This window comes from Psychroflexus sp. MBR-150, from assembly GCF_053628795.1.
In genome coordinates this window covers 57,238-74,678 of record NZ_JBRJHB010000003.1, presented here as the reverse complement: position 1 = coordinate 74,678, position 17,441 = coordinate 57,238, and the positions used below count along the sequence as shown (strand labels likewise).

Annotated in this window: 13 protein-coding genes and 1 pseudogene; 8 read left to right on the top strand and 6 right to left on the bottom strand. The window is 31.7% G+C overall.

All coding sequences use genetic code 11. The features are described 5' to 3' along the window. Positions 1–196: 196 nt before the first annotated feature. Both ACSSV5_RS02530 and ACSSV5_RS02525 read left to right on the top strand, forming a co-directional pair. Positions 197–337: a hypothetical protein gene (locus ACSSV5_RS02530; protein WP_454244635.1), complete on the top strand. Its 141-nt coding sequence runs from the start codon at positions 197–199 to the stop codon at positions 335–337. Between the two features lie 28 nt (positions 338–365). After that, entirely contained in the window at positions 366–2,384 is a 2,019-nt protein-coding gene (locus ACSSV5_RS02525) for a tetratricopeptide repeat-containing sensor histidine kinase (RefSeq protein ID WP_454244634.1), read from the top strand. Positions 2,385–2,549: 165 nt separating this feature from the next. Here the strand turns inward: ACSSV5_RS02525 and ACSSV5_RS02520 are convergent. From ACSSV5_RS02520 to ACSSV5_RS02500, 5 genes and pseudogenes are all read right to left on the bottom strand, one after another. Then, a pseudogene (locus tag ACSSV5_RS02520) lies at positions 2,550–3,083 on the bottom strand (IMPACT family protein); the annotation flags it as partial. Between the two features lie 20 nt (positions 3,084–3,103). Then, positions 3,104–3,454: a hypothetical protein gene (locus ACSSV5_RS02515; RefSeq protein ID WP_454244633.1), complete on the bottom strand. Its 351-nt coding sequence runs from the start codon at positions 3,452–3,454 to the stop codon at positions 3,104–3,106. Between the two features lie 114 nt (positions 3,455–3,568). Beyond that, on the bottom strand, positions 3,569–4,903 hold the full coding sequence (mptB, locus tag ACSSV5_RS02510) for a polyprenol phosphomannose-dependent alpha 1,6 mannosyltransferase MptB (RefSeq protein ID WP_454244632.1): 1,335 nt from the start codon (positions 4,901–4,903) through the stop codon (positions 3,569–3,571). 68 nt (positions 4,904–4,971) lie between these two features. After that, positions 4,972–6,435 carry a cellulose synthase family protein gene (locus ACSSV5_RS02505; protein WP_454244631.1) on the bottom strand — a complete coding sequence of 488 codons (1,464 nt, stop codon included), beginning with the start codon at positions 6,433–6,435 and terminating at the stop codon, positions 4,972–4,974. A 128-nt stretch (positions 6,436–6,563) separates the two neighbouring features. Further along, positions 6,564–8,066, bottom strand: a complete 1,503-nt coding sequence (locus tag ACSSV5_RS02500) for a polysaccharide biosynthesis protein (protein WP_454244630.1) — start codon at positions 8,064–8,066, stop codon at positions 6,564–6,566. A 503-nt stretch (positions 8,067–8,569) separates the two neighbouring features. Here ACSSV5_RS02500 and ACSSV5_RS02495 point away from each other — a divergent pair. Continuing rightward, positions 8,570–9,337 carry a polysaccharide biosynthesis/export family protein gene (locus tag ACSSV5_RS02495; RefSeq protein WP_211064689.1) on the top strand — a complete coding sequence of 256 codons (768 nt, stop codon included), beginning with the start codon at positions 8,570–8,572 and terminating at the stop codon, positions 9,335–9,337. Between the two features lie 22 nt (positions 9,338–9,359). After that, a complete protein-coding gene (locus tag ACSSV5_RS02490) occupies positions 9,360–11,735 on the top strand; it encodes a GumC family protein (protein WP_454244629.1) in 2,376 nt (791 codons plus the stop codon). A gap of 2 nt (positions 11,736–11,737) precedes the next feature. On the opposite strand, the gene ACSSV5_RS02485 is transcribed toward ACSSV5_RS02490, so the two are convergent. Further along, positions 11,738–12,700 (bottom strand): DUF4837 family protein, encoded by a 963-nt coding sequence (locus ACSSV5_RS02485; protein WP_454244628.1) that lies wholly within the window; start codon positions 12,698–12,700, stop codon positions 11,738–11,740. 149 nt (positions 12,701–12,849) lie between these two features. On the opposite strand from ACSSV5_RS02485, the gene ACSSV5_RS02480 reads away from it, so the two are divergent. The 4 genes from ACSSV5_RS02480 to ACSSV5_RS02465 are packed head-to-tail and all read left to right on the top strand — an operon-like array spanning position 12,850 to position 17,438. Continuing rightward, positions 12,850–15,156 (top strand): putative monovalent cation/H+ antiporter subunit A, encoded by a 2,307-nt coding sequence (locus tag ACSSV5_RS02480; RefSeq protein WP_454244627.1) that lies wholly within the window; start codon positions 12,850–12,852, stop codon positions 15,154–15,156. Between the two features lie 6 nt (positions 15,157–15,162). Next, positions 15,163–15,576: a Na+/H+ antiporter subunit B gene (locus ACSSV5_RS02475; RefSeq protein WP_454244626.1), complete on the top strand. Its 414-nt coding sequence runs from the start codon at positions 15,163–15,165 to the stop codon at positions 15,574–15,576. Positions 15,577–15,579: 3 nt separating this feature from the next. Next, positions 15,580–15,933 carry a Na+/H+ antiporter subunit C gene (locus tag ACSSV5_RS02470; protein WP_211064694.1) on the top strand — a complete coding sequence of 118 codons (354 nt, stop codon included), beginning with the start codon at positions 15,580–15,582 and terminating at the stop codon, positions 15,931–15,933. After that, positions 15,930–17,438 carry a proton-conducting transporter transmembrane domain-containing protein gene (locus ACSSV5_RS02465; RefSeq protein WP_454244625.1) on the top strand — a complete coding sequence of 503 codons (1,509 nt, stop codon included), beginning with the start codon at positions 15,930–15,932 and terminating at the stop codon, positions 17,436–17,438. The genes ACSSV5_RS02470 and ACSSV5_RS02465 overlap by 4 nt, the downstream gene beginning before the upstream one ends. Positions 17,439–17,441 lie beyond the last annotated feature (3 nt).

Sequence of the window (17,441 nt, the reverse complement as noted above, 5' to 3'; positions counted from 1 at the left end):
AATTTAGGCTATCTACTTCAAAACCTTAAATATTTAACATTTAATACATTTTTAGTGTAAAATTAAACTGATGTAAGTTCTTAATTTTGAAAATGTTAACAACATAAGGGCGTCCGAATTTATAAAAGTTTAATCATTAAAAAACAGAAAAATGAAAAATTTTAAATTCCTATTCGGGCTAGTTTTAGTAATATTGTTGAGCAACATCAGTTGTAGTGAATCTCATTTTGAAGAAAATATAAATGACATCCAACTTCGAGAAAATGAACCAGTCATCCCTGCGGATAGTATCCCTAGTCCTGGTGTGGATCCGAGAGAAACTGGTAAGGGTAATTAGAATACAGCCAATAATTTTAATTTTTGGTTTGTCTTGTTTTTCCCAAAACAATAGCGAGAATATAATTCTTGATCGTCTAGATGAAAATATAGAATTATCTTTTGATGTTAAAATACTTAATACAATTAAAGTTGATTCTTTAAAAAAGTATTTTGATCTACTAAATAATATCTCAAATGACTCAACACGATTAAGAAATAAATTTAAAATTGTTAACAGTTTAATTTTTATTAAAGAAGATAGTTTAGAGAAAAAGTTTATTAATGAAATTAAGACAGAAGCTTTAAATATTGACAATGTATATAATATTGCAAGAGCTTATAATTATTTAGGTGATTACCATTTAAAACATTTTGCTTTAGATTCTGCATTATTTTATATCAACAAATCTGAGAAATTATTTTTAAAAATTAATGATCCTGTTTATTTAAGTTATTGTTACAATTCAAAAGCCAATATTTATACCCATATCAATGATTACAATAAGGCTTTAGAATATAACTTTAAAGCCTTAAGGCAATCAGATTCAACTTTAAATAAAAGAACCTTATTTTTTGCTTATCAAAGTGTATTTATAACTTTAGGCAAACTCCAAAACCAAGATAAAGCCTTTGAATACTACAAAAAAGCTTTAAACGTATTAGAGCAAAACAAAACAGAGTTTAAACACAACTATACTTCTTTTTTAGCCCAAACCCATAATTTTATGGGGTCGGTATATATCAATACAGAAGATTATGAAAAAGCGAAAGAGCTTTATCAAAAAGCCTTAGCTGTCCCTGATATTCAGCAGGTTTTTCCTAGTCTTTACGCCGCATTACTCGACAATTTGGCTTATGCCCAATACAAAGCTAGTAATACAGTTACAGCACAAGAGGATTTAGAATATGCGTTGCGGTTAAAAGATTCTTTAGGCAAATCGGCTATTGCTATACAAACCCGCTTAAGGTTGGCAGAAGTGCTTTATGCCAAAAAAGACTTGGCTCAAAGTTATCAATATGCACAAGAGGCTTTTAACGATGCTCAAACTCATAGCATTGTAGAAGAGCAGTTAGAAGCTTTACAATGGCTAGCCAAAACTGCACCTCAAAAGCAGGACCAGTATTTTCAAGATTATATCAACCTGAAAGATAGTCTTATCAATGCCGAGCGTATTCAGCGTAACAAGTTTGCCAGAATAGAATACGAAACTCAAGAGCTAGAAAAACAAAACGCACTGGCTCAACTTAACAATGAAAGGCTTTTTAGACAAAACATCATCATTTATGCTAGTTCGGCTATATTGTTATTGACGCTAAGTTTACTTTATATCAATTACAGGCGTAAAGCTCAGAAAAAAATAGTGATTGCTCAGCAAAGCGAAAAACAAATCCAAGAAGAAATTATGGATATGATGTTGCACCAAGAGCAAAGTCTGGCCCAAGCTAAAGTGGATGAGCAAAACAGAATTTCAAGAGATTTGCACGACGAGGTTTCCGGTCAACTGTCAGCTTTAAATCTTCAAATGCACGTGTTTAACCGCAAAACTTTAAAAGAACAATACCAAGAATTTGGCGGTTTTATGTCAGGTCTGCAAAAACTTCAAAAACGCGTTAGGGAAATTTCTCACGACCTGAGCCAAGAAAAACATTTTGAAGCTATGGATTTTGGTTTAGCGGTAAAAGGTTTAGTTGAACCTTTAAAGCAAGATAATATTAAAACCGAAATTCAATATGCTATAGATTTTGAATGGCATTTGGTCTCCACGAAAATTAAACTTGAAATATTTAAAATATTACAAGAAGCCATAGCTAATATTTTAAAATACGCCAAAGCTAATACAGTGATAATCAAATTTTCTATTGAAGATAATCAGTTTGAAATGTGTATCACAGATGATGGTGTTGGTTTTAATACTTCGGCTAAATCTAAAGGCATTGGGTTTAAAAATATGCGTGAACGTGCAAAACGTGTTAAAGGCTCAATTGATATTTCTTCTAAAATAGGTCAAGGCACTAAAATTATATTTCAAGCCAAACTTCCAAAAGTTGAACGGCAGTTGTTTTAGTAAGTTAAGAATTTGTCTAAAGTTAAATTTTACTTTAAAACGAGTATTCTTTACTCGCGTGAGGGATAGTAGTGAAAAGCCCGCATACTGACCTTTAGCGTCAGTAGAGGACTTGTAGCGGATAGCCCGACTCCCGCTTTTTGCGGGAGGCACGCCCAAATTATATTATTCTAAAATCTTGATTTCTAAACCGTAAACCTGTTCAAAACGGGATTTGACTTTATCAAAATCCTGTTGCCGAATACTGATAATAAATTTACAACGGATTTTCAGGTCTTGTTCTATAATGTTGAGGTCTAATTCTTTGACCAAACGCATCACTTCGTTCATCATATCGTATTCGCAGGTCACTTGCAACTGATCATCTATGGTATGGGTTTGAATCTTAGTGCTTTCTAAAGCCATTTTGGCCGTGGTTTTGTAGGCAGAAATCAGTCCGCCAGCGCCGAGTTTGGTGCCGCCAAAATACCGCACCACGACGACGAGACAGTTGGTGATTTCAAAAGATTGCAGCTGACCGTAAATGGGCATTCCTGCTGAATTATTGGGCTCGCCGTCGTCGTTGGCTTTGTAAGTGTCGTAAGTTTTGCCAAGTTGCCAAGCATAGCAAAAATGGCGGGCTTTGTGGTGCTGAACTTTGAGGCGTTCTAAAGCCTGTTCAATATCAGTTTCGTTTTGAACGGGAAAAGCATAACCGAAAAACTTATTGCCTTTGTCTTTTAATAAGACTTCTTTTGTATGTCTGTTTTTTTAATCACGGGATCAAAGGGTGGCGAATCCCATAAATCTAAAGGGTCTGGTGGTTGCACATCGTAATGGCCATAGACCAACACTGTAGGTAGTTGAGCATCGATTATTTTTTGACCGAACACTACAGCGTGACCATTTGTAGGAAAAATCCTCACCTCATCACAGCCAGCGGATTCCAATTGGTTGGCTAGCATTTGAGCAGCCTCTTGCATAGATACTTTATAAGATGAATCTGCACTGATAGACGGAATTTTTAATAAATCTATAAGTTCGTTGATAAAACGATTTTGGTGTTTTTCGACGTAGGTTTTGGTGTTCATTAGTTTAGTTTTTTAGTTTCTGGTTTTTCCGAATCGCTATGCTTCTCGGGATCTTTGACTTGATTGTTAAATGATTTTTTTTTAAAACTTAAAGATACAGAATTTAAAGTTTTTTTAAGCTTCTAATTTAGGTGTATTAGCATTTCGTTTTGATGAAATTTCAAATAGCATATAAGCAACAAGAATAGCATATTGAAGTGTTAGCAAGCCCATAGATTCGGTAACTTCAGTAGTTTTGTATGCAAAATAACTCAAAAAGACCAAAAAAGACCATAGGTAAACAAACGAATATTTGGTAAAAACGCTTAGAGCAAGTGGAAACAAAATATACCACGGATGTACTGTGGTTGAAAGTAGAAAGTAAACTGTCAACATCCACATAAAGGTTTCAAGCATTTTAGCAGGTTTTGATTGTTGTTTATAAATGATTAACACAAAAATTAAAACACTCACAATCGGCATAATCCAACCATAAGTCTGAATAATATTCCAACCTACTAACTGATAGCCTATCCATCTTATTAAATAAAAAATACTCGCATTAAATTCAAACTTACCAAACCATAAACCAATAGTCTCTAAAAAGTTATTAAAGAATTTGTCTTCATAAAAAAAAGCAAACTGCATGACGAGAAATACAATTGTAAAAAAAACAAAATAAACTATTTTTTTAATGGCTTTTAAAGGTTTAAATTTTTTAGAATAATACTTTAATAGGATAGGTAAAAACACAAGACTAAGCAATTTTGTGGAAATGGATAAGCTTAAAAACAAAGCACTTAAAATAGTTTTGTGTTTCAAAAAATAATAGAAAGCTATCAAAAAAAAGGAAATCATAACCCCTTCTAAGTGTAAATTTCCTGTGATTTCTATAATGCACAAAGGATTTAATATATACCAAAATAATTTTCTAGGATCGAGTTTAAATCTTTGCAACAATTTGCTTGCATATTTTATAAATAGTAGGTCAAAGCTGATTAAAACTAACCGGATTGAAATTATAAATCCTAATATTGAACTTTTAGCAAACCAAGCACAAACGGCATAGATATATTGACTTAAAGGCGGATAATTAGAAAAGTGACCAGCATTTAACTCGCCCATACCTTGGCGAAGAATATCAGCTTGATTTATGTGTTCTATACGATTTGTTGAAAAATAATAAAGCACATTTTCTACATAAGGATTGATGCCTTGTAGAGTTAATTGACCGTCCCAAAAAAATCTAAAAAAATCCTGAGATAAATTGGGTATAGAAAACAAAAATATGAGTCTATAAATAATTGATAGAAAAAAAAGTTGCTCAAATTTTAATTGACTTTTTGCGATTAAAATATAGCTAATAAAAAACAAAAGTGCAACTAAAACAACAAGCTGATAAAACTCTGATCTTACCAAAAAATATGAAATATAGCCATAAGCAAAACAACCTAATAATGCGTATAACAAAACATTATGTTTATAAATAAAAGTTGAATTACTCAATTTAAATTGCATCAGCTTGTTTTTTAAAAAGTTTAAGCTAATGATTTTAATGACACAAAACCAAAACCAAAGAAAAGCATTAAATGAAATATAATAAGTCCAAAATCTTGCGTATAAAAAGCACTAAAAATGGCAAAACCAAAATATACACATAGAATAAACTCAATAAAAACGCTATATGGTGGCTCCCTATTAATGTAAATATTGTTTTTCCAAGAGTTTTTAACTTTATTAATATTAAATTTTGGAGTGCGTATAAATGAAGATTTTTTTCCAAAATGACCCTCTAAAACAGCAAGTGTATTGTGTAGAGAAAAACCCATAGCTATTGAAAAAAACACAATAAACATATAGAAGAATTTAAAAAAATTTTTAATTCCACCACCGTGTATTCTGGTATAGGATTGCCAGTAGCAAGAAAAAAATATGACTGTACTTACTGCAAAAAATGCCAAGATATGAAAAACCCAATACAACTCTGGTTGATTTTTTTTGATATACAAAACAGGAACACTTAACAAAGCCGTTAAAAGCACAATGATAAACATACTTGAATTCAATAAATGCAAAATACCATGGAATTTAGTATGCTTTGAAATGGATTTTTCTTTGAGTAATCTCCATTTAAATTTTTTAAAATTTTCAGCTGCACCTTTGTTCCACCTAAATTGTTGAGACCTTGCTGCACTCATAATTATAGGTAATTCGGCAGGTGTTTCTACTTCTTCTAAGTATTTAAATTTCCAATTTTTTAATTGGGCTCTGTAACTTAAATCTAAATCTTCTGTCAGGGTATCGCCTTGCCAATTGCCAGCATCAATAATACATTCTTTTCTCCACACGCCAGCTGTTCCATTAAAGTTGATAAAATGTTGTCCAAAATTTCGTCCTACTTGTTCTAAAATAAAGTGAAAATCAAGTGCAAAAGCTTGAATTTTAGTCAAAAGAGAATAGTTTCTATTGATGTGGCTCCAGCGGGTTTGAACCACACCAATCTTTTCATCTTTAAAATAAGGTAAAGTTTTTAGCAGCCAGTCTTTTTTAGGCATAAAATCAGAGTCGAATACCGCAATATATTGACCTTTAGCTATTTTAAGCCCTTCTTTTAATGCACCAGCTTTAAAGCCTTCTCTCTTTTCTCTTTTTATGTGATGGATAAGCAAACCTTGTTTTTGTAGTGCTTTTACTTTTTGAGCTGTTGTTTCAATAGATTGATCTGTAGAATCATCTAAAACTTGAATTTCAAGCTTGTGTTTTGGGTAATCTAATTTTGAAATATTATCAAGCAGTCTATCAACGACATAAAGTTCATTGTATAGTGGCAACTGGACAGTTACAAATGGAATTTCATCTTGATTTCTAAAATCAAATTTTGGAGCGGTAGAAATGTTCTTTTTAGCTTTAAGATAATTTATCAATAGATTGAGTTGAGCCAAACTATATATAAATATCACAAAGAGACAAAACGCATAAAGACCTATAACAAAATAGTTCATATTCAAAAGTCTTTAAAACTTGATTAAATTAAGTTTGCAAAGGTATGACTTTAATAAAAATTGTAAGCTATACATTGTTAAAACATAAGCTAAGTCGTATAATAGATGGTTAAGATTACAATTTATTTTCAGGAAATTTCTTCAGCACTTTCTTTAAGTTGCTCTAACAAAGTTTTGCTTTGAAATTCTGGCACCAACATTTTTAAAGCTTTAAGACTTTTGTTTTGATTGTTGTTTTTAATAAACTCATCTAAGTCGTCGAGAAGTTTAATTTTACTATTGTCAAAATCATAAGTTGCTTTGGCAATCATAATTTTTTGGTGATGTGTAGGTTGGGTATTTTCTTTGTCAGCCAAAAGTTCTTCATAGAGTTTTTCACCAGGTCTTAAGCCTGTAAATTCTATTGGAATATCAATATTAGGTATAAATCCTGATAATCTTATCATGTTATGGGCAAGGTCAAGAATTTTTACAGGTTTTCCCATATCAAAAACAAATATTTCTCCACCTTTGCCCATTCCTCCAGCTTCTAATACCAGTTGACAGGCTTCATCAATGGTCATAAAATATCTTGTAATCTCTGGATGAGTTACGGTTACTGGACCATTATGCTCTATTTGTCTTTTAAAATGAGGAATTACCGAGCCATTAGAACCCAAAACATTACCAAAACGGGTCATTATAAAAGTGGTTTGGTTAGAAGCTTTTCTCGAAATAGATTGAACGTAAATTTCTGCACATCGTTTAGAAGCTCCCATAATATTTGTAGGGTTTACAGCTTTATCCGTAGAGACAAACACAAACCTATCAACTTTGAATTTGTGAGATAAATTGACCAAGTTTTTAGTTCCTCTAAAGTTAACATCTAAAGCTTCAATCGGATTGCATTCCATCATAGGAACGTGTTTGTATGCGGCACCGTGAAAAACAATATCTGGCAAAAATGTTTCAAAAATATATTCTAGTCTTTTAAGATTGGTAACATCAGCTATAATTTTTTCATAAGCTATATTGGGATAGTCTTTATCCATACATAATCCTATAAAGTGTAAAGGCGTTTCGGCTTGATCTAACAAAATAATTTTTTTTGGATTAAAGCCTGTCAGTTGTTTCACAATATCACTTCCTATTGAGCCTGCTGCTCCTGTAACTAGAATTGTTTTATTATTGTATATTTTATGAAGTTTTGTCTTGTTGAGTTTTATAGGATTGCGTTGAAGTAAGTCTTCTAATTTTACTTTTTTAATATTTGATAAAATCGAGGCTTCATCCCAGTTTTCTATCTCAGGTAGTTTGTATATACTAAAGTTTTTATTGAGTAGCGTGCTTAAGATTTCAGAATTGTTTTGGGATAGCCTTTTTAATTTTTCACTATTAATAACAATTGTGTTTCTATTATTAGATGCTTCAATTTCATTGATATTTAAAATTGGAAGGTCTAAAATTCTTTTCTTTTTAAGTTTTTTACTATCAGAAATAAATCCTGCTAATTTATATTCTGTTTGCGAATCACTATTGATACTTTCAGCAATAGCAACATCTGTTAAATTTACACCTAATATATAAACATATTTATTAGTACTGTTTTTGTGTATGGCTTGAAATATTTGTTTGACGGTTATCCTATACAAAAACAAAAAACTAAAGGCTATAAACCCATATATAATTGCCCCAGAGTTAGGAAATATCCTGTTTTGACCAATCCTATCACAAATAAAATTTAGAGCAAAAATTGAAACGACTGTAAATAGTATAGATTGTATTTGTTTAAAAGCATCTTTTAAAGTGGTATATCTAACAATTCCTAGATATGATTTAAAAATCAGGATAGAGAAAAACTGAATAAAAAATATTAATACAAAACGAAAAATATAGTATTTTTCTAAATAAGTATGCCCGACTGTAGAGTCTATGAGGATGAATGCAAAAAATAAAGCAATTAAACAGAGAGATACATCAATAAATAAAATAAAACTTCTTGGGAGATGATACCTAGATAGTTTTTTTACTTTTGAAAATATTAACTTTTTAAGTTTAAGGACTAATATCAAAATGTAAAGCTAAGAAAGATTGGTTATTGAACAAAGTTAAAAAAAAATATCCAATTATAGACAAAAAAATTATCTTTGCCACTATGAAAAAAATTATTGCTAGTTTTATTTGTAGCATATTACTAATCAGTTGTGCTAACAAAAAGGATATTATATACTATCAAGATATTGACAAAACCGAGTTGCAAAACATATCTCAAATTAAGCCAAAAATTTATATCCAAGTTGGCGATATCCTGAATATAGATTTAAAAACGCTTAACCAAGAAAGTTTAATCCCTTTTTTAAAAAACGCCAACGCCAACCAAAGTACTGGTAGTCAGCAACTGCATTTATTAAAAATAAAAGGATATTTAGTAGATGAAAATGGCTACATATATTTGCCTGTAATAGATAAAGTGAAGGTTGATGGTCTTACTACTAGAGAAGCAGAAAAACTCCTAAAAAACAAACTTTCTAATTATCTCAAAGACCCATTTGTTTCAATAAGAATAATTAATTTTAAATTTACAGTCAGTGGCGAAGTTAATAAGCCTGGAACCTATGAAATTTCAGAACCAAATTTCACATTACTCCAAGCCCTGAATATGGCTGGCGATCTTAATATTAGAGGGAGAAGAGATAATATCATGATCATTCGAAGCGAAGCTGACAAAAGAATTACCAAAAGAATTGATTTAACAAAATCAGACTGGATGAATTCGCCCTTTTACTTTATAAAACAAAACGACGTTATTTATGTAGAGCCTAATAATCCACAAGTAAAAACAGCTGGTTTTATTGGAAATGTAGGTGTCTTGACATCAGTGGCGTCTATAGTTTTGTCGGCTATAGTTATAATAACTCGTTAAATTCAACAAAACTAACCATTTAATGAATAATGAAAACAATATATCAGATTCAAGTTTTGATAACGAAAGCCTGAAAAAAGAAGTAATCAAATACTTAAGGTATTGGAGGTGGATTGTACTCTGCCTGATATTGTCCATAAGTATTTGTGTGATTTATGTTAAATATTCATCTAAAATATACCAAACCAATGCTAAGATAAAAATTCTTAAGAAAAAAGACAGCGGTTTAGACTTATCGGGATTAGTAGGCAGTTCGCCACTTTTTGACATGAGCAAAATAAATCTTGAAAATGAAATTCAAATCCTAAAATCAAGACGTATTACAGAAAAGGTAATAGATAATCTTAATCTTACCACCTATTGTTATATCAGTCAAAAGTTTAAAGATGAAGAAATCTTTGGTGATCAAATACCATTTAAAGTCAATTGGCTCAATTCTGAAACACTCAACCTGCGTGAAAACCCAATTGATGTTTTTGTGTTTAAAAGTTTGGACGAACAATCTTTTAATATAAGCATGTTGGATAAGTCTTACAATAAAAACTTTAACTATGGAGAAGAAATAAATATTGACGGCTACAATTTTGCACTTCACAAAAACCCTACCTATAAAAAAGATGAAAAAGAAGGTGAAAACAAAATTTATTTCACTTACATAAAAAAACAAAACATTATAAGTCAGCTGTTGCAACAGATAAAAGTTGAACCTGTTGGAGAAAGAAGTGAAGTTTTAGAAATAAAAATATCTGGACAAAACACTTTAAAAAACGAAGCTATTCTTGATGATTTGATACAAAAATTTAATAACGATGGCATCAATGATGACAAAGATATTGCATTGAGGACAGAAGAATTTATTACCGAAAGATTGAAAGTTTTAGTCAATGAGCTTGATACGGTTGAGACAAATCTTGTTGATTACAAATCAGACAATAATATTGCTGACTTAGATTCTGGTGCCGAATTCGTTTTTCAATCATTTTCAGCTGCAGACCAGAATAATGCTAAGCTTCAAAATCAAATTGAAATTGCCAAGTATATAAAAAACGATATAAACTCTAAATCTAAATACACATTATTACCAGCTAATGTTGGCTTAGAAAACGACAATACCAATGCTCTAATCAATAAATACAATGAGTTAATTCAAGAGAGAAATAAGCTACTCACCTCATCAACATCACAAAGCCCTTTATTGATTGTGTTATCTGAAGAGTTAGATTCGTTGTTTAAAAACATCAATACATCATTAGATAATTATGTAAAAAGTTTAGAAATTAGCATAAAAAATATCTCAAACAGAGAGCAAAAATTCAGTAACACCATTGGTGCTATACCTGAAAACGAAAAAATGATTCGTTCCATAGAAAGGCAACAAATTGTAAAAGAACGACTCTATATTTTTCTGCTACAAAAAAAAGAAGAAGCTGCTCTATCTGCAGCAATCACTGCACCTACAGCAAAAGTAGTAGATTATGCACATTCCGACTTAATCCCTATAAGTCCAAAATCTAAAATAATTTATCTAGCAGGCCTGATCATTGGTCTTTCTGTTCCTATAGGCTTTCTTTACCTTAAGTTTTTATTAGACACCAGGATTTCAAATAAATCTCAAGTTGAAAATCAACTCAAACTTCCAATAATAGGCGAAATACCTCTTAACAAAAAATATAAAGAAAAAATAATAACACTTTCAGATAAGTCAGATGTGGCAGAAGCTTTCCGTATTTTAAGAACCAACATCAACTATTTATTACAAGGTCAAAAGCCTAAAAATACAGCTGCAGTAATTTTTACAACTTCAAGCACAAAAGGAGAAGGCAAAACATTTACTGCCATAAACACAGCTTCTATTTTAGCTAATAATAACAAAAAAATCTTGCTTATAGGATGTGATTTAAGAAATCCTCAACTCCATAACTATCTCAAAATTGATAAAAATACCCTAGGATTAACAAACTATTTAGTCAACCCAGATTTAGATCATAAAGAGATTATTTTAAATACTGATAATAAAATAAATTTTGACACTATACTTTCTGGAGAAATACCTCCAAACCCAGCTGAATTGCTAAGCAATGGACGATTTCAAGATTTGATTCACAATGTTGAAACAGAATATGATTATATTGTTATTGATACTGCTCCAACATTACTTGTTACCGATACTCAAACCATATCTCATATAGCTGATATTACTATATATTTAGTAAGAACAGGTTACACTGAGCTTAAAATTCTTAATCATATTAAAGAATTGAAAAAGATGAAAAAACTGAAAAATTTATCATTGGTTATTAATGGTATTAGTTATGACAAAAGCTATGACTACAATTATGGCTATGGTTACGGATATTCAGAAAATACTAATTCCAAGAAAAAATGGTATCAGTTCTAATTTTAAAACTTTAGAGACTTTGCTATAGCTTCAATCTCAAAAATATTGTTTCTTTTTTCTGCTGTTGGTTTATATACAATCCCTTCTATTACAACAAATCTATCATTTGCTTCATCTCTAATAGCATAATTGAGAAATGGACCGCCCATAAAAGCACCTTTCACAACCCAAGTGCCACGTGTTTCGTAAGCAAATTTTCCATCTATTTTGGTTTCATAGAGATAAGGCATATAAGCTTCTTCAGTAATCATATAGGTGTCTGGTCTTGGTCCAGGAACATTGGCTTTGCCTATTGAGTCACGCATTTTAACAATATTAGAAATTACAGAATTGTCGTTTTCAATCCTTGAAATAGGAATTTGATAAATAAAAATTTCCATACTTCCTCTATCTATCTCTTTTCTTAGCCATACAAAATCGTCATTACTTTCTTTAGCATATCTATAAGCCGTAGGAAATTTTATAGAAACACCTAAACTCTTTTGTATCTCAGTGTCTTTATCTAAAGATTTGTTTATCCGTCTCCATTTCTCCTCTATCTCAGTTTTATTTATAGAATTTAAAATTTTTTCTTGATTGTTTTTAAAAATATCTACAAGTTCATTTTTATTTTTACCCCGAATAAAGACACCGAGTTGTGGTCTTGCAAAGCTATCTTTTACAAAAGTGATATTATTTTGCTTTGCTAATTCAAATTTCAAAAAAGTTCTATTTTTCTTTGCAAAGCCAGTAAATGCATTTGTAGGAATGTGTCTAAGCTTATACAAAGGCTCCTTTTGTGGCAATCCTTCAGCATCTTTTGCCATCACATTTCTAACTTCTTCACCAAGTTGACCATCCCATAATTGATTTTCTGAAACAATGTTGACCAAATTAAGATTACCCGATGAGTCAGCTATATAAACGCCTTTACCGTTGTCGCAAGCCATTAATGATAAAACCATTAAAAAAAGAAGTCGTTTCATGAGTGTTGTTTTTTAACAAATTTATAATCTAAAATCGTTCCAAAGCTTATCAAAACTAATATATTTTTGAATGTTTTTAAAAAAGAGTATTTGTTTAAGTCTTATTTTCTTTTAAAAATACTTATATATTTGTAATCAAAGATTACCTTATGCTTTTAATAGTCTGTCTTGGCTTTTTGCTATCAATAGCAATGATTTTTATAAATAAATTTATAAAAGGTCGATGGGCTTGGCTTACAACACTTATTCCGCTTACGACATTCATTTATTTTAGTCGATTTATAGATGATATCTCTGAGGGTCAAGTCATAAAAATATCATACAACTGGATTCCAGCTTTCAAGGTTGATTTGAGTTTTATGCTTGATGGCTTATCATTACTATTTGTATTGATGATTTCTGGCATAGGGACTTTGGTGTTTTGGTACACGTCATCGTATTTAAAAGGTCATCAGTATTTAGACCGATTTTATGCCTATCTCGGTATTTTTATGTCTGCAATGTTGGGATTGGTGCTTTCTGACAATCTAATTACTATGTTTATTTTTTGGGAATTAACCAGCATTAGCTCGTTTTTTCTCATTGGTTTTAGCAACGAAAGCAAAAGTTGTAGAAAATCTGCTTTATTAGCCTTAGGCATCACTGGTGTTGGTGGTTTATTTTTGTTGGCAGCTGCTGTTATTTTGGGTCAAGTTACCTCAACTTATACCATTTCAGAAATGCTCTCTATGAGTAATGAAATTGCCATGAGTAGTAGCTATGCATTCATTGTGATTTTAATTTTTCTTGCAGCTTTTACTAAATCGGCTCAGTTTCCTTTTCATTTTTGGTTACCAGGAGCCATGCAAGCACCTACGCCAGTTTCTACCTATCTTCACTCGGCAACAATGGTAAAAGCTGGTATTTATCTTATATTAAGGTTCAGCCCTATTTTAGGAGAAACTTCTCTGTGGAATACAACATTGATTACTGTTGGTGCTATAACTATGTTATATTCCGCTATACAAATGTTGTTTAGAACAGATTTAAAAGCCATATTAGCCTATTCAACCATTTGTGCTTTAGGAATTCTGACCTTTTTGACAGGTTTAGGAAGTTACGAAGCTTTAGTTGCCGCTATGGTATTTATTGTGGTTCACGCTTTGTATAAAGCTTCTTTGTTTTTAATTACAGGAATAATAGACCACGAAACTGGCACAAGAGATATCACAAAACTTTCGGGCTTAAAACACGGCTTAATGCCAATTGCCGTTGCTGGATTTATTGCCGCTTTGATCAGTGGAGGCGTAATTCCTACGCTTGGATTTGTAGGAAAAGATTTGATTTATGAATCTACTTTACATTTTAAAAACAATGCTTGGTTGCTTACTATCATTGCTATTGTGACAAACATATTGCTATTTTACGGTGGATTTTTAGTTGGGGTCAAACCCTTTTTAGGGCAAAAACCAAACACGCTTCCACATCTTCACATGCCAAGTATTCGCTTATGGCTACCGCCAATGCTTATGGTTGTTCTCGGCTTGATTTTTGGCTTTGCTCCGTTTTTACTTGGCGACAGTTTGATTATGCCTGGAGCTGAAATTTTAAGTCGTGGCGAAAGTGGTTTGCATCTTAAATTATGGCACGGGTTTAACACAATATTTTGGCTATCAACACTAACTATTGCATTGGGTTTTATACTTTTCTTGATATTAAAACCTTCGTATAAACTCAAGGCTTTATCTGAAAAATTTGAGTTCTTATCGCCAAAATCAATATCTGATTATGTGGTTACTATTTTTAAAATCATTTCAAAATATTGGACGATGTTGTTTCAAAATGGATATTTAAGACATTATGTGGCAACTTATGTAACTTTTATAATTGTATTGGTCGGGTTTCTTTTACTGAAAGACCCTGTTTTAAGAATAGACTATAACTCGCTTGCTGATTTAACGGTTTATGAAATTGTTATCATCATAATCATGTTGTTATCAACTCTATTCATAGTCTTTACACCATCAAGATTAGCCGCTGTTGCTGCTATGGGAATTACGGGGTTTTCTTTTTGTCTGCTCTACTTGTTTTACAGTGCACCAGATTTGGCGATGACACAATTTTCAGTAGATACCTTAACAGTTATTTTATTTGTTTTGGTGTTGTATAAACTTCCTAAGTATCTTAAATTTTCAAAAAATTATTTGCGTGTTGAGCATGGTATCTTATCCGCCATTTTTGGAGGGATGATTACGTTTTTGATTTTAAAAGTAATCAGTGAGCCTAAAAATTCAGAAATCAGTAATTTTTATGCTGAGAATTCTTATGTTTTAGCTAAAGGAAAAAACGTTGTAAATGTTATATTAGTTGATTTTAGAGGCAGTGATACTTTGATAGAAATCACCGTTCTAATTGTAGCGGCTATTGGTGTTTTTGGATTAACAAAATTAAGATTAAAAAGTCGTGACAAAAAATAGAATAATATGAAAACACTTATACTTAAAACAGCTTCAGATATACTTTTACCCGTATTATTATTGTTTTCGGTTTTCATTTTACTTCGCGGACATTATTTACCTGGTGGTGGTTTTGTTGGTGGTTTAATTGCTGCCATTGCGTTTGTTTTAGATGCTTTTGCAAATGGACTTAAAAACACGCGTAAAATTATAAGAATCCACCCAGGATTTCTGATGCCTTTAGGCTTATTGATTTCCTTTTTAAGTGCAGCTTCGCCAGTTATTTTTCAGGATTTACCTATAATGACTGGTCTTTGGGCTTCTGGACATATTCCTGTCATCGGTAAAATAGGCTCTGCTCTATTTTTTGACACAGGCGTATATTTTGTTGTTGTAGGTGTCTCGCTTACGATTATATTCACCATATCTGAAAATGCTTAACCTATGGAAATACTATTAGCCATAATGACTGGAGTGCTTTACGCCGCTGGCACTTATATGATTTTGAGACGAAGTATTGTCAAACTCATCATTGGTGTCATACTTTTTGGCAATGGCGTAAATTTATTGATATTTCTTTTGGGTAGAATTACCAAAGGGAAACCACCTATAATTGCACCAGAATTAAAACATTTTGCCGATTTATATGCAGACCCTATTCCACAAGCTTTAATATTAACTTCAATTGTGATCAGTTTTGGCTTACAGGCTTTTGCGATTATTTTGGTTAAACGAGCCTATAAAGTTTTAAAAACCGATGACCTTGACATGCTAAACACCTTAGACGAAGATTCATGAGCGAAAACATCATAACATATCCACTATTAGTTCATTTGTTTTTTAGCATCGTGCTGATGTTTTTTTGGAGCAAAGTGAAAGTTCAAAAAATAGTAACTATCATTGGAAATTTTATAGCTTTTGGTGTGGCTATAGCAGTATTTGTTTTTACATGGCAAAACGGCACTCACGTGGTTAATGCTGGAAATTGGGATGCCCCTTATGGTATCGTTTTTGTTGGCGATATGCTGTCTGCAACATTAATTTTGCTTACAGCTATTGCAGGTTTAACGGTTTCTATTTTTTCAACAGTTTCTATCATCAATGCCAGATTGAGATTTGGTTTTTTCAGTGTTTATCACTTTTTGCTTCTCGGTTTAAATGGTGCATTTTTAACAGGTGATCTGTTTAACCTTTATGTGTGGTTTGAAATTATCATTATCAGCTCATTTGTTTTAATCAGTATTGGTGGCGAAAAAAATCAATTAGAAGGTGCCGTAAAATATTTTACACTCAACTTTTTTGGGTCGCTTATCTTTTTAACAGGTCTAGGCGTGATATATGGACTTGTAGGCACTTTAAATATGGCCGATATTGCTGTAAAAATACAAAGCGTAAATAATCAAATTATAGTAGATGTCTGTGCTATTTTATTTTTAACAGCTTTTGCTATAAAATCTGCAGTTTTCCCGCTTAACTTTTGGTTGCCAGCATCTTATCATACGCCACCATCTGCTGTGTCTGCTATTTTTGCTGGACTTTTGACTAAAGTTGGGGTTTATGCTTTGATACGGATGATGACGTTGATTTTTCCACACGATCCTTTTTTGATGAACCTTTTGATGGTACTTGCTGTATTGACCATTTTAAGTGGTGCATTTGGTGCTATTATCCAAAATAATATCAGAAAAGTGTTTTCATTTCTTATCATTTGCCATATCGGTTTTATGATTGGTGGATTAGGCATTTTTAATGTCATGGCTTTAACGGGTGTAATTTTTTATCTCATTCACGACATTATAGTAAAAACCAATTTATTTATGATAGGTGGACTAATATATCGTCTTAAAGCTACCACAAATATGAAAAAGATTGGCGGTTTGTATAAAAGTTACCCCAAACTAAGTTTATTGATGATTATCGTGTTGTTTTCTTTAGTTGGAGTTCCACCATTATCTGGGTTTTGGCCAAAAATTTCTTTGTTTTTAAGTAGCTACAACACTGGAAATTATTGGTATTTGGGAGCATTAATTTTAGGAAGCCTTATCACCCTTTTGGTTGTAGCAAAAATTTGGGCTGAAGCCTTTTGGAAAAATCAACCCGAGTTTAAAGCCAGTAAACGATTTATCTTTTTTGATAAATTGTATCCTATACAGAAATGGCAATTTGTAATGCCTATTGTTATTTTAGCTATATTTTCTTTGTATATTGGCTTTGGTGCAGAACACATACAGGCTTTATCTGAAAGAATAGCAGAAGATTTATATAACTCACAAAATTATATCGATGCGGTTTTAAAACCTTAAGTT